Source organism: Candidatus Tisiphia endosymbiont of Stenodema calcarata, from assembly GCF_964030695.1.
GTDB lineage: Bacteria > Pseudomonadota > Alphaproteobacteria > Rickettsiales > Rickettsiaceae > Tisiphia.
Genome location: NZ_OZ034911.1, coordinates 1,258,414 through 1,280,227 on the forward strand (window position 1 = coordinate 1,258,414; position 21,814 = coordinate 1,280,227).

Sequence of the window (21,814 nt, forward strand, 5' to 3'; positions counted from 1 at the left end):
TCCAAACAATAAGAACACTATATAATCTTAACCTGAATTCAGATATAAGAGTTAATAATTCTTATATCGAATTCATACAATAAAAAAGCCATGATAAATATAACGTGATCAGTTATATATAGTGGTAGGATGGGTAAACTGTATCTCGAATTGAAGCTTTGAATTTTAAAGACTTCGTACCTGAGCAAAGACCCATCCTGTTTGGATAAAGACTACGAACGGATGTCATAAGGTTTAAACCTTGCGTATGAGTATGTAGCGTATCCTATTATTAATATAAATCATGAGGCTCTATATGAAACAACTTATATTGGTGTGGACGTTAGTAAAAAAACTTTAAGTATCTATACTACCAACAAGGCTTTTGAAGTTACCAATGATCAACATGGCTTTACTACTATACTTAGCACTATTAATAAATACTATCCTGTCTTATCTGAGTTAATTGTTGTCTTTGAACCTACTGGTGGATATGAACATAATTTAAGAGAATTTTTAAAAATAAATAAATTGCCTTTTGCTACAGTACACCCTAATAAAGTGCGTAGTTATGCTAAAGCTAAAGGATGGCTTGCTAAAACTGATAATATCGATAGTAAATTGTTGCATGATTATGCAACGTGCTTTGCTTTACCAGTGAATGTTACTTATGATAGTAATAGTCAACAACAGTTACATGCTTTATTAAAAAGAAGAGAACAATTATTAGTATTTAAGAATCAAGAAATTGCTAGGCAGGATACTGAGTTTAATGCGGTCGTCATTTTATCTTTGAACCAGCATATTGCTAGTTTAACAGAACAATTACAAGAGATTGATGACAGTATTAAAGAATTAATTTCTCAAGCTCAAGAAATAAAGGATAAAATTGATCGTCTTACTTCTATTCCAGCAGTTGGCATTACTCTTGCTAGCACTGTAATACGTGACTCATCTTCGAGATAAATATGAGCAGAAATTATGCTATAGAACGTGAGTATTATGCGACGAGTGGAGTGTAGAATTAAATTCTCGTTACTGACTACATTTTTTCACCTGTGGAATTTTATAATAAAGAAATACTGATAAAAGTGTACTTTAATGACAAGAGTTTTTATTTGAAACAAAACAATGGTAATACACATAAGAAGCATTATGTTGACTAATTTTTAGTATGTCAAGTAGAAAAGTGATGTTTACATGACTACAAACTTCATGCTAAAACCACTGCAAACCTGATTCTTTAGACGTTTCAAGCACTTTTTCGTCTCGAAGATGAGACGTGAAGCCTTGGAGCTTGGCAATATTACTTTTAGGCAGTTAACATCTTTAGTAGGTCTTGCTCCTTTTGCTAGAGAAAGCGGTAGTTATAAAGGTAGAAGAAGTATTTTTGCAGGTAGAGGTAATCTAATATGGCTGCAGTAGCTGCCTTACGATGTAATAAGTGCTTAAGCAATTTTTATGACCACTTAATTGCTAAACATAAACCAGCAAAAGTTGCTCTTGTTGCTGTTATGCGTAAATTACTAGCTTTTATGCACTCTATTGTAAAAAATAATTCTTCTTGGAATGAAAATTTATGTTAAGTTACTATTTTTTTATTGACTTCTATTACGGATGCTCAGGTTATTTAAGAGGTATATTTTTAAAACCTAAAGAAGTAAGCATATGCATGGTTTCCAGTAGTGGTAATCCCATAATATTTGAGTAAGATCCATATATGCTAGGAACAAAGGCTTCGGCATATCCATGAATTCCGCAGCCGCCTGCTTTATTGATTCCTTCATCTAGGCTACAGTAAAATTCTATCTCTTGCTGGCTCAATCTTTTAAATTTGACTATGGTTTGCACTAATTTTTGTCGCAATAGCACTTGTTCGAGAGTCTTTTTTATTATACAGATACCTGTATAAACCCTATGACGCTTTCCAGATAAAATATTAAGGCAATATCTAACATCTTCACTTGTTAAAGCCTTGGGTAGTATTTTTCTACCGTGAACCACAACAGTATCAGCTGCTATAATTATAGCTTCACCACTTATTTTTTTGGCAACAACCTCGGCTTTTTCCTGTGCTAATCTTGTTACCAATTGGTTTGGTAACTCTCGTAAGTACTCTGTTTCATTTATATTAGCAGGAATAATTTGTGCAGGAAATACCTTTATTCTTTTTAGTAATTCAAGTCTTGCAGGTGATTGTGAGGCTAGAACTATAGGTATATTCTGCTGTTCTAAAAAAGTGGATTCTATATTTGACATAAAATATGAAAGACTCTAATGACGGTGGATAACACGACCTTTTGTTAGATCATAAGGCGTCATTTCCACTGTGATTTTATCTCCGACAAGTATCCTAATACGATTCTTACGCATCCTACCAGAAGTATGGGCGATAATAAAATGACCATTTTCCAACTTCACTCTAAAAGTTGCGTTAGGCAAAAGCTCAAGGACAACGCCTTCAAAATTAATTAGCTCTTCTTTGCTCATTACAACTTAACTAAATTATAATTTTTAATTTCTAAAATGGCTTGCCATAGTGGACAATTTCAGAACCACGCTTGACATAAAATTATAGTTATTCAAACGCTTATACACCAATATTAAAGAATCTACATTAATATAAAAAATTTGCAAGTAATATCAGGATCACCTCATGAAAAAAGATGTAGAAAATAAAGATTTATAAAAAACTACAATTTTTATTGAAAATATGATAAAGATTTAATCTTAAGAATTTTTCACATTTTAATAGTAAACTAAAGAGATTTTAAATGGCTTATATTATTGGTAATACAGGTAAATGGGAATATGTTATAGGTGTGGAGATACATGCTCAAATTTCTTCAAAATCCAAGCTTTTCTCTGCTAGTTCTGCCGAATTTGCTGCTCCTCCCAATTCACAGGTATCGTTGATTGATGCAGCAATGCCTGGAATGTTACCAGTATTAAATGAATATTGTGTCCATCAAGCAATTAAGACCGGTCTCGGACTTAAGGCAAAAATTAATCTTAATTCAAGATTTGATCGTAAGAATTACTTTTACCCTGACCTACCGCAAGGGTATCAAATCTCGCAATTCTATAATCCAATTGTCCAAGATGGTTATTTAGACATAGTAACTCAGCAGGGAGCAACCAAGAAAATTAGAATTAATCGTTTGCATTTAGAACAAGATGCGGGCAAATCTATCCATGATCAATCTCAGTATTATAGCTTCATTGATTTAAACCGGGCTGGTGTAGGATTAATGGAAATTGTTACTGAACCAGACCTTAGCTCACCGGAGGAAACGGCTGAATTTATTCGTAAACTCAGGACTTTGTTGAGATATATAGGAAGTTGTGATGGTGACATGGAAAAAGGCTCGTTACGTTGCGATGCTAATGTTTCAGTAAGGCTGCCTAAGAATCCACTTGGAACAAGGTGTGAGATTAAGAACATAAATTCGATTCGTAATATTATGCGGGCAATAGAGTTTGAAGCAAATAGGCAAGTAAATTTAATCGAAAATGGTCAGACAATAATACAGGAGACTAGATTATTTGATGCTGATATTGGTGAAACTAGGACAATGCGTTTAAAAGAAGAATCTCATGACTATAGATATTTTCCTGATCCAGATCTATTACCAATAGTCTTATCTGAGGAGCTGATAGAGCAATTAGCTCGGGAGCTACCGGAACTTCCGGATGCAAAAATTAAAAGATATATTGCAGAATATAGTTTAAACACCTATGACGCTGAGGTTCTTGCGGCTGATGAACAGGTAGCATATTATTTCGAAGCAGCAGTGACCTTATGCAGTCCTAAGATACTTGCTAATTGGATTATTAGTGAGTTATTTGGTCAGCTTAATAAAAATTCCATTAGCTTAAATGAGTGTAAAATTACCCCGAAAATGCTTGCCCAAATGGTCAAGCTAATAGAAGATGGGGTGATTTCGGGAAAAATTGCCAAAGTAGTTTTCGAAACTATGTTTGAAACTGGTGAGCAACCGGAAAAAATTATTAAAGAAAAGGGCTTAGTGCAAATGTCAGATAGTGGTATACTATCTGCTATAATTGACGAAATATTGTCGGAGAATCCTGATTCTGTTGCTGCTTATAAAAGCGGTAAGGATAAGTTATTTGGCTTTTTCGTAGGACAAGTAATGAAAAAAACTGAAGGCAAGGCCAATCCTAGCCTAGTGAATGATTTATTAAAGGAGAGATTACAATAATTAAAATATTGGGTATTGAGTCAAGTTGTGATGATACTGGCGTGGCAATAGTCACCTCAGATAAAGAAATTTTGTCAAATATTGTTATTTCCCAACATCAAGAGCATAAGCTATTCCAAGGGGTAGTACCGGAAATTGCCGCTAGATCACATTTGCAGAATTTAGAAAAAGCAGTTAGATATGTTTTAGATGAAAGCCATCTTGAGTTATCTGATATAGATGGAATCGCAGCCACTTCCGGTCCTGGCTTGATAGGAGGAGTAATAGTTGGATCAATGTTTGCTAGGTCCATTGCTAGTGTCTTAAATAAGCCTTTTATTGCAGTTAACCACTTAGAAGGACATTTACTTACTGCTAGATTAACCAATAAGGCTGAATATCCTTACTTACTTCTATTAGTTTCCGGTGGACATTGTCAATTTGTTGCCACTTCCTCCCTTGGCAAATATAAAATTTTAGGACAAACTATAGATGATTCGGTTGGAGAGTGTTTTGATAAAGTAGCTAAAATGTTGGGTTTGCCTTTCCCTGGAGGCGTAGAAATTGAGAGAAGAGCAAAATTTGGCGATTCGTCTAAATATATTTTACCAAAACCCATTATTCATCAAACTGGCTGTAATATGTCGTTTTCAGGTTTGAAGACTGCAGTACGCATATTAATATCCAAATTAGAACCTATAGGTGATCAAGAAATTAATGATATAGCAGCCAGCTTTCAATATGTGGTTGGAGAAATCTTGTCAGTAAAAATGCTTAATAGCTTCAGAATGTATGAAGAATTTATAGGTAAGTCGCTATTGCCACAAAAAACTTGCGTGCTTGCCGGTGGGGTTGCTGCTAATGATTATTTGAGGTCTATACTTAAGTATCAAGCTGCAACCCAAGGATATGCACTTTTACTACCCCCAGCACATTTATGCACTGATAATGCTGCTATGATCGCTTATGCTGGGTTAGAACGTCTACAAAACAATCTTACTAACCGACTCGATTTCTGTCCTAGAGCTAAATGGAGCTTAGAGGATTTATAAAAATGGGTAATCTAACCTGAATTCGATGTAACAAGTTACATCGAATTCAGTATTATATATAGAAACAATCAGGTTTGAAGCGGCTGCCCACCTGATTGTTAAAATATAATACTCCATTCAATATGTGATTTTAATAATTAAAATCACATATTGAATGATGAAAAAAGTTAAAATGCACTCGCGTCTCATCTTCGAGATAAATATGAGCAGAAATTATGCTATAGAACGTTAGTATTATGCGACGAGTGGAGTATAGAATTAAATTCTCGTTACTGACTACATTTTTTCACCTGTGGAATTTTATAATAAAGAAATACTGATAAAAGTGTACTTTAATGACAAGAGTTTTTATTTGAAACAAAACAATGGTAATACACATAAGAAGCATTATGTTGACTAATTTTTAGTATGTCAAGTAGAAAAGTGATGTTTACATGACTACAAACTTCATGCTAAAACCACTGCAAACCTGATTCTTTAGACGTTTCAAGCACTTTTTCGTCTCGAAGATGAGTCGCGTCAGCCGCTTCAAGAGTGCATTTTTCCTTATAACAAAGCAAGTATCGATATAAGAATTAATAATTCTTCGCCATTTGCTGCTTATTAATAACAATATGAAACACTAACATCATACTAATTGAAGTGATCAGCATGAATAATGGTAATTGTGTCAATGATCCGTTATGCATATATCCCATTAATGCTGTAAAACTTGTGGCAATTACATAATATATAAAACCAAAAAGCGAAGCTGCTGTGCCAGCAAATTTGCCATAATTTTCCAAAGCTTGACTTAAGCAATTTGTAGCTATCATAGTGATACCAGTAATAATCATACCTAGCCATATTAAAGTTTGTACTAAAGACCCTGTCACATTCTCTGTATTAATTAGATTAAAATAGCTAGATAAAAAGAATAGTAGAGATCCTGAACACATAACCTTAATAGCTGCAAAAATAATATTATCAGAGGTTCTTTGCAGTTTATGCATCTTTTTGGATATAAGCCCACCTAAAGCTAAGGGAATACATATAAAAAATGATATCATACCAAATGATGAAGTTAAAATATTTAGTCCTGAGATAAAATAAAAAGGTGCTTCAGTAAAATAGCCAAATAAAATACCATTCACTGCTCCAATTAAAAATGCTAAACCAAGCAATCTTGGATCTTTGATCATTTTACCAAAACATTCTTTATAAAGTGGAATAACCAAACGTTCAGTTCTAAGATTTAGGTTAGTTTCTGGAAGTTTAACTGATATTAACAGCATGATAAATATTGCAATCATTATCAGAACAAGAAATACCGCCGACCAATGATAAAATTTTATAACAAAACCACCGATAACTGGTCCTATAGCAGGAGAAAACGCCATGGCAATAGATATCGTTGAGAACATTTTACCACGCTCTTCTGGTTTTACTGCATCTCTAGCTATGGCTTGCCCTAATACCGATCCAACACTAACTCCAAAAGCTTGCAGCCAGTAATATATTAATATTATCTGTGAAATAACAAATGAAGCACGATAAAGCATAAATCAAAAATCCTGTAAGTAAGCAAGGTTTACGCCCATAACAATCAGATAAATTACCCCATATTAAAATACCAACAGCCAAGCCAAGCAAAAAAATAGTCAGAGTGTATTCTGCTAAATTAGCACTAATTGCTAAATCTTTGGCTAAGTCAGGAAGGGAAGGAGCATAAATAGTCTCACTTAATTGGGATATTGCAATAATTAATATAATAATATATAGTGGTGCGACTATGATATTCTCAATTTTATCTAGTTTCATTAATAACTCCCATTAGTTGCAGATATTGTCCTTTATACATTAAAATTTTGGAACATTACACAAAATTTTTGGATGCTAAATGACCTCAAATATTGATGTAAGATATTGGTTTAATAGCCTAGGGTGTCCCTGCACCTTCGGATGTCACCCCACAACTGTTGAAAGTTTACAAATACCTATACCACAGCGTCTATTAGCGAGCGTAAGCGAAGCAATCTAGGAAACAATCTATAGATAAATGATGTTACTGGATTGCTTCGTCGACCTACGGTCTCCTCGCCAATAGACGTATAGGGAAGCTGTATTTACTAACTTTCAACAGTTATGGTACTATATGTACACTCCGCTTGCTCACCATTCATTTTCAAATCCAATCCTCCAAATCATTTAAGTATACCCTATCTATTCCAGTGATCTGACTTTTTTAAAAAATTCCTTCATTAAATTCTCAGAAATTTTTGCTGAAAAACCACTATATATTTCAGGATGGTAAAAACAAGATTTACTATTAAAGAAACGCCCACCATTCTCAACTCCTCCCTGTTTTGGGTCATTTGCTGCATAAAATAATCTGCCTATTCTAGCGAAAGATATTGCAGCAGCACACATTGTACATGGTTCTAAAGTAACATACATATCACAGTCTGATAGATTCTTACTAGATAGAATTTGACAAGATTGATTTATTGCGATAATTTCAGCATGGAGTAGCGGATTCTTTGTTTGTTCAACAATATTATGAGCCTTTGAAATAACTTTGTTACTTATTCTATTAACTATAATAGCACCTACCGGAATTTCATTTTCATTAAAAGCAAGTTGTGCCTGCTTTAAAGCCTCCTCCATGAAGAAATTGTTAAATTTGGTTGATGTTTTCACGGTAATTCACTTTTTCCTCATAACCATATGGATCTAGGTGAATAATTATTTCTGCACCTGGAAACTCTAATAACAATGCAATATAAATTTTATCACTAATATAATGAGAACTATACAATGACATATCTCCGTCCATTTCTATGTGACATTGTATAAACGGCTTACTTGCAGCATATCTAGTCTTCATTTCGTGTATACCTTTTACTTCTTTAAATCTAGTAATTATTGAGAGAATTTTTTTTCTATCTTCTTCAGGCATTTCTTCATCAATAAGATTTTTAAAAGCTTTTCTGAATAAAGCATAAGAGGCATATATTATATATATTGCAATACCAATGCCAAATAATGAATCTATAAACCAAAAATGAGTACTTAATTTTATAGAAACAATTACGCCAACATTTGTTAGTAAATCTGTAAAATAATGTAATTTATCTACTTTGATTATTTCAGAACTAGTTTTTTTTATCACATAAGTTTGATAAGCCACCAAAATAACAGTTAGGATAATGCACAAATATAGTATATTAATGCCAGATTCTATATTGCTTGGAACTGATCCATCAATAAGAGACCTTAAAGAAGAAAAACCCATAAATAAACCCGAAACAACAAAGAATACTGCTTGTGAAAAAATTGCTAAATCTTGGATTTTTTCATGACCAAATCTATGGTGATAATCAGGTTGCTGCAGTGAAAAACGAATAGCAATCAAATTAATAAGAGATGATGAAATATCAAGCATAGTATCAATTAAAGACGCTAGAATAGATTGAGAATCAGTTACTAGCCATGCATAAGATTTAATAAATAAAATGAATACAGCTATACTAAAAGACAAATAAGATGAGGACTTGATTAAAATTTGATGTTCTGAATTAGTCATATAAAATTTTCGATTTTATAGTATAAAATGTATTAGTGTTAGTATATATTAGTGTATAGTATATACTAACCCTAGGGTGCGTCAAATAACGTAACTCTTAAACATATGGTTTTTATGAATTTAACATGCAAAATTATAGCAATTATTTTAGCAGCAACAATGTTACACGGCTGTTCTGGTATGAATAAACAAGGTGGTGGAACGCTAATTGGCGGTGTAGCTGGCGGACTTTTAGGATCACAATTTGGTAAAGGGACTGGTCGTCTTGCCGCAACTGGTATAGGTGTTTTAGCTGGTGCACTTATTGGTGGTCAAATTGGTCAAACTATGGATGAACATGATAGGAAATTGGCAGAGCTAAGTTCTCAGAAAGCATTAGAGGCTACTCCTAGTGGTCAGAGTGTAGAGTGGCGTAACCCAGATAGTGGTAATTACGGGTATGTAACACCAAGCAAAGCTTTCAAAGACGATAGTGGTCAGTATTGCCGTGAATATACTCAGGTAGCTGTTGTGGGTGGTAAGCAAGAAAAAGTTTATGGGAAAGCTTGTCGTAGACCAGATGGTCAATGGGAAATTGTGCGTTAAGCTCTATCAAAATTTATCATCGGTTGATCTTTATACCCCGTTTAGAATATAATAATCAGGCTAGCACTAAGCCTGATTGTTTCTATTGTAAGCCCCCCAACTTTTAAATTCCCCTTATTAATGGGATAACGTAACAAAATTAGAGAGTAAGAATGAAGCAATATAGTGATTTTTCGAAGATTATTCATCGTGAAGGCTACATATTTATCGTAAGCTTTGCAGTTGTGACTTTTTTACTTTCTACTGTTCATAATAGTTTTGGATATGTAGGATTAGTTATAACGATTTGGTGTATATATTTTTTTAGGAATCCGGATCGATTTACCCCTATTAGTGACGATCTAGTAGTCAGTCCAGCAGACGGAACAGTGCAAAAAATAACTGAAGCAATTCCTCCGCTAGAACTTGGTCTTGGTAATCAGGAAATGATTAGAGTTAGCATTTTTTTGAATATTTTTAATGTTCATGTAAATCGTATTCCAGCTAATGGAAAGATTTTATCCCTACATTATAATCCAGGAAAATTTTTCAATGCTTCTCTTGATAAGGCAAGTATATATAACGAACGTCAGTCTGTTTTAATGGAAACAAATAGTGGTCATAAAATTGCGTTTGTTCAAATAGCAGGATTAATAGCAAGAAGAATATTATGTGATTTAGAAGAAGATACTGAGGTTAGGGTTGGCGATAGGTATGGTATCATCCGCTTTGGTAGTAGAGCTGATGTCTATCTGCCGCTTAAAACTGCACTTTGTGTCACTGAGGGTCAGACTTCAGTTGGTGGAGAAACTATTATTGCTGATTTTAGGATCAAGAAAACATCTGAACTTAAGTTTGAAAAAAGGTAATATTCTTACTGCTTTAATATAAGTATACAGGTATAAATTGCTTAAAATACACAAAGTTAAAATAACAAAACCAATCCCGTTTATAAAATTGCTTCCTAATTTTATCACTTTATTGGGTCTTGTGGTTGGTGTTAGTGCTATTAAATTTGGATTAGATGGTAGATGGGAAAAGGCTGTATATTGTACTTTAGTTGCAGCTATAATAGATGGAATTGATGGTAGGATAGCAAGAATGCTAAATGCTACCAGTCCTTTTGGTGCTGAACTGGATTCATTATGTGATTTTGCTAATTTTGGAGTAGTCCCAGCTTATCTTGTATATTTATGGTCTTTCCAACAATATGAATATAAAGTATTTTCATGGGGTTCTATATTATTGTTTATGGTATGCATGGCCTTAAGGCTTGCAAGGTTTAATACTGCTATTTTTCAGGAGATACATAATAAGAAAATAGAATATTTTTTTACAGGCGTGCCTGCACCTTGTGGAGCTTTACTTGCTCTAATGCCAATGATTTTGGATTTTGAAGTAAGTAGCGTTTTAGGTATCAATATCCGTAAACATACTATTATGATAAATTTATATATTGTTGTAATTGCTTTTTTACTTGCCAGCAGCCTACCAACATTTTCAACAAAAAATATTAATATAAAACACGAATATTTATCATTAGCGATGATGGTATTTGCTGTTATCATTATAAGTCTTATTATATATCCATGGTATTTGTTACCATCCATTGCCTTTATATATATGTTATCTATACCAGTGTGCTATTTTATTAGCAGGAAATTCTATTAGATTTGTTGCATAATAACTAGGGACAAGTAAGTTAGTCAAGGAAAAGGACTTACTTTTTACAGTCTATGAGTATAAATATAGTATACTAGAATGCTCTAGAGAATTGGTCTATCGAATTATAATAGGAATTAAGTTAGGGACTTATAAGGTCATTTGTAATGGATGCTAAGATTAAGTTGCGTTTGAGTTGGATTAAGTTATATAAACAGTTAGAGCATGCAGGAAAGGTATGCGAACATTATGGTATTTCACGCTTTACATTACGCAAGTGGTACAAACGCTATGAAGTATTAGGTAAAAATGGTTTGTGTGATATTAGTAGTAAGCCCAAAAACTTTCCTTTTTAAAAAAGAAGTGAAGTTGATGAAAAAAAATGCTTAAAAAACATAATGTAGCTCCGTTGAATTTAAAACGTCATTATCGTAAACAGATTAAACGTTATAGTTCTAAGATTCCAAGAGAAAGGTTTAAAATGCATTCGCAAAAGCACTTTAAGAATGCATTTTCCCTTATATTAAAGCTAATTCGTGATAAGAATTAACTAACTCTTATCCTGATGGGGTATGACCCCAAAACTTTAATACTATCTGATAGGACAAACTTCTCTAGGACGGCTATTGTTCCTAATAGCAGGAGGAGATGTAGTAGGACGAGATGGATAGGTATTTATTGATTTTCTAATGGTATTAACTTTTTGCTTGACTTCCTCAAGGTCCATTGTTTTTGCATGAGCTTGGCGTAATGTTGTTCCTATGTTTTTAGATTCTTCAGTGGTAAGAATTGCCTCACCTTTTGCCATTTTAATTAAATTATCCACAACGAAAGCTCCACAATCTTTACCATTTTGTTGTTGCTTAGTGTGTAAATCTACTATTTTAGCACTAGGACAAACTTCTTTAATCATATTTACTAAATCCACTCTTGGATCTATATTTGTTCCCATAGGATCATTATAGGTAAACACTATACCCCCCTCCTTGTCTTTAGTGATTGCTAAACTAACCCAATGTTCGTGTCCAGTATTAAGGGGTATAATAACCGCTTCCTTGTTATTTGCTATTAAATCACTATATACAGCTTGATCAAGAGTTTCCTTTAATAAACTTTTTTCTCCTATAGAAGCATGAGTAATAATAGAAACCTTTGTTTGATCTACAGACGCTTTTAATACATTGCTAATATCATCTTCGTCATATAAATAATCTAGTTTAGTTAATTTGCTACCCTCAGGCAATGCATGTTCTACCTTATTTTGTCTAGCTGATACCCCCCTTTCATCTGCTACTTGCTGAAGGGTATTAGTAATTCTTTTAGCATTTTCTTGTTTATACTCATTTAAATTCTCTTGCATATCCTTAATAGTTAAGCTGTTGATTCCAGGAACAGTTTCCCTTTGCTTAACTTCAGCAACAATATCAGCCCTTTTCCCATGACCTTGAGCTAATGGAATACAACCATTAGTCAAACTTTCGACCGAGCCTCCTTGAGTTATAGTATATTTAGCCTGTTTGGCAATATTCTGAAGTCTCAATGGATCAGATAGGTCAAAATATATATCAATAGGGTTTATTTCTACTGTATTAAGATCTTTCTTGAATTGTTGAGATAACTGTGACACGTAATGCTCTAGTTTTTTAGCCCCACCAATTTTATCTTTTAAAATTTCCTCAACTTCCAGCTTAATACCTAATTGTTGGTTTGGGTCGTTGATACCAAATTTGGTCGCAATAATATTAGCCACATCATCTACAGATGAAGGATTGCTGGCTACTATAACTCTAGTATTTTTGCCTAGTTCTTTTGTAGCAAGCATAACCTCAGTCAATCTTTCTTTATTAGGCAATTTCCCTGACACTAATATGTTAGGAGACCTTTTTAGAATTTCCGACTCTATTAAATTTGTAACTGGGATATAGGGAATGTAAGAAGTTCTTTTTTGCTCTACATGTCTGTGAGTTACCGCATTAGCTCGGTCGTTAGCATTTGCAAAAAACACGTGATTGACCTGTGCAAGAAGAGGTGACCAGTAGTTATAATATGGCAAAGTTTGATTATGTGCATTATAATTACCAAAGGTAAAACAAGTTTGAATACCTGATTTTTTTAATGCTGCTAAATCATCTGTAACAACTATAGGTTTTTCCATGTTTGAATTATATTGAATATTAAGTATAGGCGTTTCTCCTTGTTTAACTTCATGCAATATTTCACTTATTATATTACCCTTATTTAGTTTGCCATTTTGAATGTTATATTTAAGTTCCCTAGTTGGTATGTTTAAGTCAGAATTAGCCACTATAATATTTTGCTGAGTATCTTGACCTACATGACCATTAATATTAAATAACCTTACCTTATTTTCTTTTTTACCTGTTTTTGCCATACATACTCCAAAGTTATCATATCTAATGACTATCATCTTAAACGAAAAAACAAGTCTATACAAATCAATTATATATCTAATTTACAGATATAGTTGCATAATAATCTCACCCCCTTTAATAATATACTATATATAAGCCTGCACTAATATATTATTTAATTGGTAGAGGGATAGTTAGATGGTAATAGTAATTGCCTATGGAAATAATTAGGTAAAAATAATGCATTGGCATGATGTTGACGAAATTGCTATAAGTTTAGAAAAAAATTATTCCGATGAGGATATATCTGAATTAACACTAAAAGATCTTGAGGACTTAATAAAATCATTGAGTGATTTTGATGACCACGAAATTGAAACAAATAAAGAAGTGTTAAAAGAAATTCTCGAGGCTTGGAAAGAGATTAAAGATAGTAATTTTGAAGATTAATATATACTCTTCTGCTTTGAAGAAGATCTATCACAAATACTTGCGAAGAATGTACGTACTTGTACCTCATGTAGTTCATCTATAGCTAACCTAAAGTAAGGTCTATCTAAGATACTCTAATAGATAGACCTTACTTTAGGTTAGCTATAGAATCTAAATAATTTACAGAAATAACTTGATTTTTTTGGGGAGATAGGGCATTATCTGCGTTAAATTGAAAGAAGGGGCGGTTAGCTCAGTTGGTAGAGCATCCCGTTTACACCGGGACGGTCGGGAGTTCAAGTCTCTCATCGCCCACCATATATCTCTCGGATTTCAGGGTTTTTATCATTGCAATAAATTGCAATAAAAAGTCTGTATTCCCATCACATGCCGTTTTTTCACTAAAGTTGCCGGAATACGAGTATAAAAAATTTCTCTCTTTAACGAGTGTTTTGAGGGAGGAAATATTACAAAAGTGTTAAAATAGTCCCCTTACCCCTTAGTTTGTTACCCCCGTCGTGTTAGATATTTATTATATAGTTTTTATTTTTAACGTTTTTGATATATACCTAGTAATATTGGTTCTTGGAAGATAATAATTTTATGATAAGAAAAGTAATTATATTTACTGTTATTGCTATTTCGTTGTTAGTATGTACTATAGTAGTTGCGGTGAACTTTGTTGATTATAGTTCCGCTAGTAATAGTCTTGTTAATGAATTAAAAATTTCTCCTCAGAATCTAAAAAAAATTAAAATAATTAAATTTCCCATACCTTATTTGATTATTGATCACATAAAAGAGGAAGGGAAGTTAGAATTAGAAAATATAGAAATTCACTTTGTCCCATGGTCACTATTAATTTTCAGACCAAGAATTAGTGCTGTAACCATATATAGTGCCGCAATATATTCAGATGAACAAGATTTTGACATTATAAACCATGATAGGCTAGTTAGTTCATTTATAACAAATGATATAATGGATATAAATTTTAATGTTAAAAATCTGAGTATTCTAAATAAAAATAACCAACCTATTCTTACTTTAAATAATTGCTCTTTATTTAAAAATAACTCTATTGCTAATAGCACTTCATTCAAAGGGGATGGAGGATATGTAGGAAATTTATCTGGGTTTTTTGAAAAAAAGACCAACCAAATAAATTTCGATCTTACTATCTCTAATGATGATTATAATTTTCACTTGCTAGAAACCTATATAGACTCTAAACTAATAAATGGCAAAGCAGAATATTTAATACAAAATTTAGCTGATATATTACATATTCTAGTGCCAGATTTAGATTCTTTATTTAGAAGATTTAATCAGAATGAAAAGGTAAATATAAAATTTGATATCTTACCTACTGGGCAACTGCTCAAGCTAGAAAATGTAACCATAGACTCTAATTCGCTTGTAGGTAATGGAGGGGTATATTTGAGCAGAAGTGACAATGTTACTAGTATAATAAAATTATATTTTCCTAAAATAGACGTAAAATCACTTATCACTTCATCAAACAATATTAACCAATTTAGTGATTCAGTTTTTGGATTAAGACTTATCTTTGATAATAAATCAATCATGACGAATGTTTTAGTTGACCAAATAATATTATGTAACGATGAGATATTAAATAATACTAAACTTTCATTTAATTTAGATAAAGGGGTATTAGTGGTCAATGATTTTTCTGGTACAATAAAATCCGGAGGAAATTTTCAATTGATAGGTAATGTAACCCAAAACTCAGTACGAAGTATATTTGATGGCACAATTCACTTGCAACATAATGACCTTAATTCTGTGTTAAATACTTTAGGTTACAAACAAGCAGCTAGTAAAAAACCTACAGCTTTTATTTTATCTTCAGATTTAAAACTAACTTTAATAGATGTTTATTTACAAAACCTTATGTTAAAAACTGACAACACTAAAGTTACAGGTAATATTACTGCTAGATTTATTGGTTCTATGCCGCATTTTATAGCGACCCTTGACTTTTCCTCGATTGATTTAAATAGAGACGATTACCCGATAATCTCACCAATGATCAAATTTGCTAAAAGTTTGTCAGAGAATATGAAAGATGACTCATACTTAACTAAATATATTCCAATTAGGACAGCTGATTATTTAGGTAATTTTGATATTACTATAAATGATCTGCTTATAGGAAATAATTCATTTGGCAAAGCATATATTTTAGCAAATGTCTCACCAAGTAATATTGGAATTAGTAATCTTGATATAAGAAGCAATAGTGATTACATCAATCTTAGTGCTAGTTTGTTAGCAAGTAACATTAAACCGCAATTAACAGTTACAATAAATGATGGCTCTCTTAATGTTAACTTTTTAACCCCTAAATCTTTACTTAATCTGCGAAATAACTTATTGAATGAATTTGACGTAGAAAAAATAGAGTTAAAATTAAATTGTGCATTATCAAAAATAATTCAGAATGATCTAGTATTACAAAATGTTAAACTTGCTTTAGCAAATAATAATGCTTTATTTAAGATCGATAACCTTGAAGCAAATCTACTTTCTGGTAAATTAAAAGCAGAAGGTAATATTTTATTAAATCCATATACTCTGAACTTTGTTTATGCACTTAATTCTATTGATTTAGCTCAATTATCTAATATTTTGCCAAGAGGATTACTAGACAATTACGGTGGAATGAGCATAAATGGAACAGTTGCTACTCATGGCAATAGTTTAAAAGAATTATTGTATGAGCTTAACACTCAATCAGAATTTGTAGTAAAAAATGCCAAGATTAGTAACTTCTCTGTTGATTCATTGATAGAAAAAATTAATAATAAAGACTATAGTCTAAAGTATTTAAAAGATGATTTAGCAAAATCTATGTATCAGGGGCAAACTGAATTGAATAGTTTGCGTGGTAATCTTCAGTTAAAAAATGGAATAGTTACAATGAAAGACTTAGTATTTAATACAAAATATGCTAGCGGAGTTGCATCATTAGCTATAAATATATATAATTTGGATATGGTATTATCTTCAATATTATCTTTCTATATAGTAGACTTAAATCCTAATATAAATAATTCTAGTAATCAAAATACTCCTATAAATTTTACAATAAAAACCTCAGGCACTATATTAGATCCCATAAAAACGTCAGATGAGACTGAACTAAGAAAGGCTTTAGAGAACAGAAGGAAATCCAATTAAAGGAGAATAAATGTTATTATTAAGAATTCTAAAAGATTATAGGCTATTCGAAATATTGGTTCTTGGGGCAATTAGTGGCATGCCACTAGCTATATTATTCACTAGCTTAGTTGCTTGGCTTAAAGATTCTAATATTGATATTGCAATTATTACCACTTTTGCCGTTGCAAGACTATCCTATTCGCTAAAAGTTTTTTGGTCTCCTTTGGTAGATTATTTTAATATACCATTATTAAAGAAATTTGGTCATAGAAAAAGTTGGCTGATACTTTGTACTATACTAATATCTTTAGTACTATTCACTATGAGTACAATTTTACCTAATGAATCATTAACTTTACTATATTTTCTTACTATTTGCCTTGGTTTCTTGTCAGCAACATTTGATATTAGTGTTGATGCACTTAGGATAGATAAATTTGATCAGGAAACCCAAGCTATAGCAAGTGCTACAGCAGTATTAGGCTATAGACTTGGCATGCTGATTACTGGAGCTGGGGCTTTGTATTTTGCTGAAGCCACAAGTGATTGGTCAGCTACATTTGTGGCTATGAGTATAATTTTTGTTGTAGCAACAATTTTTATAATTACTGTCAATGAACCTACATTATTACGAGAAAGTGTTGATATTTTATCTTTATTGTCACTAACAAAAATAGTAATTAACCCTTTTAAGGACTTCCTTGTTAGGAAATATGCCGTTACTATTTTACTAGCAGTAATATTCTTTAAATTAGGCGATGCTATGCTTGGTGTAGTATGTATGCCATTTTATATGGAACTTGGTTATACAAAGGGACAGATAGCACTGATTACTAAATTTTATGGGGTACTAGCTACACTTGCTGGGTCTTTTGCTGGTGGAATAGTTGTATACCAACTTGGAAATTTTAGAGGACTGATTATAACGGGAATTATACAAAGTATCACGCATTTCGCATTTATTTGGTTAAATCATCAACCAGTAAGTTCTGAAGCTCTCTTCATTGCTATTACTATAGAAAATTTTGCTGGAGCTATGGGGGCTACTGCTCTTGTTGGGTATGTTAGCATATTGTGTAACAAACAATATTCTGCATCGCAATATGCTTTGCTCAGCAGTAGTGCTAGTTTATTTAATAACACAGTCACCGTTTATGGTGGTAGCCTAGTAAAAATGTTGGGTTGGGATAATTTTTTTATCTTAACAATAATTCTAGCTTTGCCAGGACTTATAATATTGTTCTATCTTAATAACAAGATTTCTAAAACGTAAAATTATGTTAATACGATTATTGCTATTTTTTACTTGCGTAATAACATTCAGTACAAATCTGCGTCCTGTTTATGCTGCAAAAAAACTTGTGTCTTCGCCAACTCAAACAAGTCTTGTCGTAGATTACAATACTGGTAGAATACTGCACGATAAAAATTCTACTACTAGAATATATCCGGCTTCATTGACAAAATTAATGACCTTGTATTTGTTATTTGAAGCGGTAGAATCTGGCAGGTTATCAATGAATCAAAGATTATATGTTTCAAAAAACGCAGAGAAAATGTTGCCCTGCAAATTAGGGCTTAAAGAAAAAGAAACTATTACTGTAAGAGAAGCTATTTTAGGTCTAATTATTAGATCAGCAAACGATGCAGCTATGGTAGTAGCTGAAAATATTAAAGGTACTGAAGAAAATTTTGCTCGTTTGATGAATATTCGTGCTAGACAACTTGGTATGAAAGATACTTATTTTAAAAACGCTTCTGGATGGCATCATCCTTGTCAGAAAACTACGGCTAGAGATCTTGCTAAACTATCTATAGCTATTAAGCGAGATTTCCCTAAATATTATGCTTTCTTCTCTAGAAACAACTTTGTTTTTAGAGGCAATATTGTACGAGGACATAATAAAGTAAATGAAACTTATGAAGGAGTTGAAGGGTTGAAAACTGGTTATACCATTCCAGCCGGCTATAACTTGATTACTGCAGCAACTAGACAAAATAAATCTTTGGTTGCTATTGTTACTGGTGGTAAATCTGCTGAGTCTAGAAATATGCAAATGGTAAAACTATTAGATACCCATTTTGACCAGCCTAGAAATAATAAGACTATGGTTGATAAATTGATAGTCAAGACAACAGTACCATCAAGAACATATGGTAAGAAAACAAAATCAACTAAAGTTGCTACAAATCTTAAAGTAAGAAACAGAAAAAAACTATAGAAATATTATGAAAAATGTTGCTGTAATTATTTCAGGTTGTGGATATTTAGATGGGGCTGAAATCTTTGAAACAGTTTTTACATTATTGGAACTTGATAAGCATAATGTAAATGTAAAAATTTTTGCTCCTAATAAAAATCAATATTATGTGATTAACCATCTAACTCAAGAAAAAATGTTAGAGGAACGTAATATATTGGTTGAATCAGCACGCATTGCTCGTGGTAAAATCCAACCATTAAATCAAATACGTGCTGAAGATTTTGATGCTTTAATATTACCGGGTGGGTTTGGTGCTGCACTAAATTTGTCTAATATAGGACTTAAAAATGAAAATGCTACAGTAGCAAAAGACTTACAGGAAATAATAGTAGGCTTTTATAATTTATCAAAACCAATTGGAGCTATATGTATTGCTCCTGCTTTACTTGCTATAGTCTTAAGAAATCATACAAAAATTAAGGTTACCCTTGGAGAATCAAATGATCTGATAAATAAGCTAGGAGCAACAGAAGAAACTTGTAATGCTCAAGATATAGTCGTGGACGAAGATAATAGATTGGTTACTACTCCTGCTTTTATGTTAAATGCTCCTTTAGCACAAATACATAAAGGTATTAAGGGTTTAGTAATTAAAGTGCTGCAAATGTGTACTAATATCTGAAATGTAAGCTATTTTATAAAAGACAATTGGTATTAAATAAGGAAGATATAAGCCAATATGAATAGATTAATACAAGCAGATGAGGTGTCTCAAACTCGTCTAACTAGAGAACAAAAAGAGGCTGTCGGATTACTTTCAATCGGTACATTTCTAGAGTATTTTGATTTGATGCTCTATATACATATGGCGGTAATTCTTAATGAGCTTTTTTTCCCGGAATATTATCCCTATGCAGCACAATTACTTTCAGCCTTTGCTCTTTGTACCACATATTTATTAAGACCTATTGGGGCGTTAATTTTTGGATGGATTGGTGATACTATAGGGCGTAAAGTAACTGTTATTATTACTACTTTTATGATGGCATTTTCTTGTATTATTATTGCTAGTTTGCCAACTTATGCTGAAATAGGTATTACTGCTGCTGTGATTGTGTCAATATGTCGTATTATACAAGGCATGACTTCCATGGGAGAAATAATAGGGGCAGAATTATATTTGACTGAAACTATAAAACGTCCACAACAATATATGTCTGTAGCATTAATAAGTTTTTTTGCTGTATTAGGGGCAACCTTTGCTTTGGGCGTTGCATTTATTTCTACCTCTTACAACTTCAATTGGCGTTATGCTTTTTGGTTTGGTGCATTGGTTGCGTTAGTCGGTTCAGTAGCTAGAACAACTCTACGAGAAACACCAGAATTTGCTGACGCAAAACGACGAATGAAAATGATTTTTACAGATATTAATGAGAATACTAGTATATTGGAAAAGAATCCTATTTGGACAGAAAAAGTTAATAAAGTAACAGCTTTATCTTTGTTTTTAATACACTGTGCTTGGCCAGTATGTTTTTATTTAACATTTATTCATTGCGGAGAGATTCTTAGAAATAATTTTGGTTATACGGCTGAACAAGTTATTTATCAAAATTTCTTTGTTTCAATAGTAGAAATGTTAGGGAATTTATCATTGATATATTTAGGTTATTACGTATACCCCCTAATGATTTTAAAAATTAGAATGGTAATTTTTTGGGTTCTTATTCTAGTTTGCCTATACTTATTGAGTCATGCTAGAACACCTTTTGATATTTTTCTGTTCCAAGCATTTATTATATTGATTATACCTGGTTTAACACCAGCCCATTCAATTTTATTTATATATTTCCCTGTTTTTAAACGCTTCACATATGTTAGTTTTTTATATGCTATATCTAATACTATTATGTATATTATCACATCTTTTGGGCTTATTTATTTAACAAAATATTTAGGTAATTATGGATTGCTGATTATTATAATTCCAGTCATGATAGGATATAGCTTTGGCATATTGCATTTTGAAAAATTAGAGAAAGCAGCTGGAAACTATCCGAAAAAGAAAAAATGGTTTCTCTTAATGAATTAGGTGGTGTCTATTAAAAAAGATTTAATTTTTGTTGGTGTAGTATCATCAGTACACGGAGTGCAGGGTAATGTTTATGTCAAATCTTTTACTATGCCAAATACTAATATCATTAAAATGAATTTGGTGGATGAATTAGGAAAAAAAATTATCCTTAAACTCATTAGTCAAAATTCTAAAGGTGATATAATATGTAGATTTAACAAAATTAATAATAGGACATTAGCTGAAGGATTAAAGGGATGTAAGCTTTTTTGTCATAGGCACGATTTCCCTTCATTAAGTGAAGATGAATTTTATATTGAAGACTTAAGAGGCTTACTGGTACTAGATACCAATTTGGTGGCTATAGGAAAAATTACAAATGTTTTTAATTTTAAAGCAGGTGATATCATTGAAATCGAGTTTGTCAGCAATAAAAAAGTAGAATTATTTCCTTTTAACAAGCAATTTTTCCCAGTAGTGACGAAAGAGCATGCTATTTTAGCAAAGATTTAACTATAG

The 21,814-nt window shown here is 32.2% G+C and carries 22 protein-coding genes, 1 tRNA gene and 1 pseudogene; 18 read left to right on the forward strand and 6 right to left on the reverse strand.

Annotated features, from left to right (window positions below; translation table 11 throughout):
• The first annotated feature begins 315 nt into the window (after positions 1–315).
• From ACQH1W_RS06000 to ACQH1W_RS06010, 3 genes are all read left to right on the forward strand, one after another.
• Positions 316–945, forward strand: a complete 630-nt coding sequence (locus ACQH1W_RS06000) for an IS110 family transposase (RefSeq protein WP_375332755.1) — start codon at positions 316–318, stop codon at positions 943–945.
• A 309-nt stretch (positions 946–1,254) separates the two neighbouring features.
• On the forward strand, positions 1,255–1,404 hold the full coding sequence (locus ACQH1W_RS06005) for a hypothetical protein (RefSeq protein ID WP_375332754.1): 150 nt from the start codon (positions 1,255–1,257) through the stop codon (positions 1,402–1,404).
• Positions 1,392–1,565: a hypothetical protein gene (locus tag ACQH1W_RS06010; RefSeq protein WP_425361000.1), complete on the forward strand. Its 174-nt coding sequence runs from the start codon at positions 1,392–1,394 to the stop codon at positions 1,563–1,565. The genes ACQH1W_RS06005 and ACQH1W_RS06010 overlap by 13 nt, the downstream gene beginning before the upstream one ends.
• A gap of 40 nt (positions 1,566–1,605) precedes the next feature.
• Here the strand turns inward: ACQH1W_RS06010 and ACQH1W_RS06015 are convergent, their stop codons facing one another.
• Positions 1,606–2,238, reverse strand: a complete 633-nt coding sequence (locus ACQH1W_RS06015; protein WP_341761612.1) for a Maf family protein — start codon at positions 2,236–2,238, stop codon at positions 1,606–1,608.
• Positions 2,239–2,253: 15 nt separating this feature from the next.
• Positions 2,254–2,469, reverse strand: a complete 216-nt coding sequence (gene infA / locus ACQH1W_RS06020) for a translation initiation factor IF-1 (RefSeq protein ID WP_341748261.1) — start codon at positions 2,467–2,469, stop codon at positions 2,254–2,256.
• 284 nt (positions 2,470–2,753) lie between these two features.
• On the opposite strand from infA, the gene gatB reads away from it, so the two are divergent.
• Both gatB and tsaD read left to right on the forward strand, forming a co-directional pair.
• Positions 2,754–4,202 (forward strand): Asp-tRNA(Asn)/Glu-tRNA(Gln) amidotransferase subunit GatB, encoded by a 1,449-nt coding sequence (gene gatB, locus ACQH1W_RS06025; RefSeq protein WP_375332753.1) that lies wholly within the window; start codon positions 2,754–2,756, stop codon positions 4,200–4,202.
• On the forward strand, positions 4,199–5,233 hold the full coding sequence (gene tsaD, locus ACQH1W_RS06030) for a tRNA (adenosine(37)-N6)-threonylcarbamoyltransferase complex transferase subunit TsaD (RefSeq protein WP_425361208.1): 1,035 nt from the start codon (positions 4,199–4,201) through the stop codon (positions 5,231–5,233). Before gatB ends, tsaD begins: the two co-directional genes overlap by 4 nt.
• A gap of 575 nt (positions 5,234–5,808) precedes the next feature.
• Here tsaD and ACQH1W_RS06035 read toward each other — a convergent pair.
• The 3 genes and pseudogenes from ACQH1W_RS06035 to ACQH1W_RS06045 form a co-directional block, all read right to left on the reverse strand.
• Positions 5,809–7,033: pseudogene (locus tag ACQH1W_RS06035) on the reverse strand (multidrug effflux MFS transporter).
• A gap of 402 nt (positions 7,034–7,435) precedes the next feature.
• The gene (locus ACQH1W_RS06040) at positions 7,436–7,879 is read right to left on the reverse strand and encodes a nucleoside deaminase (protein ID WP_341763442.1); all 444 of its coding nucleotides are present in this window, start codon (positions 7,877–7,879) and stop codon (positions 7,436–7,438) included.
• Between the two features lie 10 nt (positions 7,880–7,889).
• Positions 7,890–8,798 carry a cation diffusion facilitator family transporter gene (locus tag ACQH1W_RS06045; protein WP_375332751.1) on the reverse strand — a complete coding sequence of 303 codons (909 nt, stop codon included), beginning with the start codon at positions 8,796–8,798 and terminating at the stop codon, positions 7,890–7,892.
• Positions 8,799–8,912: 114 nt separating this feature from the next.
• Between ACQH1W_RS06045 and ACQH1W_RS06050 the strand changes: the two genes are divergently transcribed.
• The 5 genes from ACQH1W_RS06050 (at position 8,913) to ACQH1W_RS06070 (ending at position 11,574) form a co-directional block, all read left to right on the forward strand.
• Positions 8,913–9,383 carry an RT0821/Lpp0805 family surface protein gene (locus ACQH1W_RS06050; RefSeq protein ID WP_341762651.1) on the forward strand — a complete coding sequence of 157 codons (471 nt, stop codon included), beginning with the start codon at positions 8,913–8,915 and terminating at the stop codon, positions 9,381–9,383.
• 152 nt (positions 9,384–9,535) lie between these two features.
• Positions 9,536–10,231, forward strand: a complete 696-nt coding sequence (locus ACQH1W_RS06055; RefSeq protein WP_341751576.1) for a phosphatidylserine decarboxylase — start codon at positions 9,536–9,538, stop codon at positions 10,229–10,231.
• Positions 10,232–10,268: 37 nt separating this feature from the next.
• Positions 10,269–11,033, forward strand: a complete 765-nt coding sequence (locus ACQH1W_RS06060; RefSeq protein WP_341761617.1) for a CDP-alcohol phosphatidyltransferase family protein — start codon at positions 10,269–10,271, stop codon at positions 11,031–11,033.
• A gap of 158 nt (positions 11,034–11,191) precedes the next feature.
• Positions 11,192–11,380 (forward strand): helix-turn-helix domain-containing protein, encoded by a 189-nt coding sequence (locus ACQH1W_RS06065; RefSeq protein ID WP_341762652.1) that lies wholly within the window; start codon positions 11,192–11,194, stop codon positions 11,378–11,380.
• Between the two features lie 26 nt (positions 11,381–11,406).
• Entirely contained in the window at positions 11,407–11,574 is a 168-nt protein-coding gene (locus ACQH1W_RS06070) for a hypothetical protein (RefSeq protein WP_341762653.1), read from the forward strand.
• Positions 11,575–11,616: 42 nt separating this feature from the next.
• Here the strand turns inward: ACQH1W_RS06070 and ACQH1W_RS06075 are convergent, their stop codons facing one another.
• Complete coding sequence (locus tag ACQH1W_RS06075; protein ID WP_375332750.1) at positions 11,617–13,416, reverse strand: Ulp1 family isopeptidase; 1,800 nt, start codon at positions 13,414–13,416, stop codon at positions 11,617–11,619.
• A gap of 220 nt (positions 13,417–13,636) precedes the next feature.
• On the opposite strand from ACQH1W_RS06075, the gene iscX reads away from it, so the two are divergent.
• The 8 genes from iscX to rimM all read left to right on the forward strand — a co-directional run bounded on the left by iscX (position 13,637) and on the right by rimM (position 21,808).
• The gene (gene iscX, locus ACQH1W_RS06080) at positions 13,637–13,846 is read left to right on the forward strand and encodes a Fe-S cluster assembly protein IscX (protein ID WP_341747867.1); all 210 of its coding nucleotides are present in this window, start codon (positions 13,637–13,639) and stop codon (positions 13,844–13,846) included.
• A gap of 224 nt (positions 13,847–14,070) precedes the next feature.
• Positions 14,071–14,146, forward strand: a tRNA-Val gene (locus ACQH1W_RS06085).
• Between the two features lie 285 nt (positions 14,147–14,431).
• Positions 14,432–17,035 (forward strand): AsmA family protein, encoded by a 2,604-nt coding sequence (locus ACQH1W_RS06090; protein ID WP_375332749.1) that lies wholly within the window; start codon positions 14,432–14,434, stop codon positions 17,033–17,035.
• Positions 17,036–17,045: 10 nt separating this feature from the next.
• The gene (locus ACQH1W_RS06095; protein ID WP_341762657.1) at positions 17,046–18,290 is read left to right on the forward strand and encodes an AmpG family muropeptide MFS transporter; all 1,245 of its coding nucleotides are present in this window, start codon (positions 17,046–17,048) and stop codon (positions 18,288–18,290) included.
• Positions 18,291–18,294: 4 nt separating this feature from the next.
• Positions 18,295–19,239, forward strand: coding sequence for a D-alanyl-D-alanine carboxypeptidase family protein (locus ACQH1W_RS06100; RefSeq protein ID WP_341762658.1), 945 nt, complete (start codon positions 18,295–18,297; stop codon positions 19,237–19,239).
• A gap of 7 nt (positions 19,240–19,246) precedes the next feature.
• Positions 19,247–19,903: an isoprenoid biosynthesis glyoxalase ElbB gene (gene elbB / locus ACQH1W_RS06105; protein ID WP_341762659.1), complete on the forward strand. Its 657-nt coding sequence runs from the start codon at positions 19,247–19,249 to the stop codon at positions 19,901–19,903.
• A gap of 57 nt (positions 19,904–19,960) precedes the next feature.
• Entirely contained in the window at positions 19,961–21,313 is a 1,353-nt protein-coding gene (locus tag ACQH1W_RS06110; protein ID WP_375332748.1) for an MFS transporter, read from the forward strand.
• 3 nt (positions 21,314–21,316) lie between these two features.
• Complete coding sequence (gene rimM, locus ACQH1W_RS06115; protein WP_341761628.1) at positions 21,317–21,808, forward strand: ribosome maturation factor RimM; 492 nt, start codon at positions 21,317–21,319, stop codon at positions 21,806–21,808.
• The last annotated feature ends 6 nt before the right edge of the window (positions 21,809–21,814 follow it).

Excerpts from the sequence above, each read along its gene's own strand:
- ACQH1W_RS06015 (WP_341761612.1), bottom strand. The coding sequence starts at position 2,238 with ATGTCAAATATAGAATCCACTTTTTTAGAACAGCAGAATATACCTATA.
- ACQH1W_RS06100 (WP_341762658.1), top strand. The coding sequence starts at position 18,295 with ATGTTAATACGATTATTGCTATTTTTTACTTGCGTAATAACATTCAGT.
- ACQH1W_RS06010 (WP_425361000.1), top strand. The coding sequence starts at position 1,392 with ATGGCTGCAGTAGCTGCCTTACGATGTAATAAGTGCTTAAGCAATTTT.
- gatB (WP_375332753.1), top strand. The coding sequence starts at position 2,754 with ATGGCTTATATTATTGGTAATACAGGTAAATGGGAATATGTTATAGGT.
- ACQH1W_RS06050 (WP_341762651.1), top strand. The coding sequence starts at position 8,913 with ATGAATTTAACATGCAAAATTATAGCAATTATTTTAGCAGCAACAATG.
- ACQH1W_RS06040 (WP_341763442.1), bottom strand. The coding sequence starts at position 7,879 with ATGGAGGAGGCTTTAAAGCAGGCACAACTTGCTTTTAATGAAAATGAA.
- ACQH1W_RS06065 (WP_341762652.1), top strand. The coding sequence starts at position 11,192 with ATGGATGCTAAGATTAAGTTGCGTTTGAGTTGGATTAAGTTATATAAA.
- ACQH1W_RS06075 (WP_375332750.1), bottom strand. The coding sequence starts at position 13,416 with ATGGCAAAAACAGGTAAAAAAGAAAATAAGGTAAGGTTATTTAATATT.
- ACQH1W_RS06110 (WP_375332748.1), top strand. The coding sequence starts at position 19,961 with ATGAATAGATTAATACAAGCAGATGAGGTGTCTCAAACTCGTCTAACT.
- ACQH1W_RS06095 (WP_341762657.1), top strand. The coding sequence starts at position 17,046 with ATGTTATTATTAAGAATTCTAAAAGATTATAGGCTATTCGAAATATTG.
- ACQH1W_RS06090 (WP_375332749.1), top strand. The coding sequence starts at position 14,432 with ATGATAAGAAAAGTAATTATATTTACTGTTATTGCTATTTCGTTGTTA.
- ACQH1W_RS06045 (WP_375332751.1), bottom strand. The coding sequence starts at position 8,798 with ATGACTAATTCAGAACATCAAATTTTAATCAAGTCCTCATCTTATTTG.
- elbB (WP_341762659.1), top strand. The coding sequence starts at position 19,247 with ATGAAAAATGTTGCTGTAATTATTTCAGGTTGTGGATATTTAGATGGG.
- iscX (WP_341747867.1), top strand. The coding sequence starts at position 13,637 with ATGCATTGGCATGATGTTGACGAAATTGCTATAAGTTTAGAAAAAAAT.
- ACQH1W_RS06055 (WP_341751576.1), top strand. The coding sequence starts at position 9,536 with ATGAAGCAATATAGTGATTTTTCGAAGATTATTCATCGTGAAGGCTAC.
- ACQH1W_RS06070 (WP_341762653.1), top strand. The coding sequence starts at position 11,407 with ATGCTTAAAAAACATAATGTAGCTCCGTTGAATTTAAAACGTCATTAT.
- infA (WP_341748261.1), bottom strand. The coding sequence starts at position 2,469 with ATGAGCAAAGAAGAGCTAATTAATTTTGAAGGCGTTGTCCTTGAGCTT.
- ACQH1W_RS06005 (WP_375332754.1), top strand. The coding sequence starts at position 1,255 with ATGAGACGTGAAGCCTTGGAGCTTGGCAATATTACTTTTAGGCAGTTA.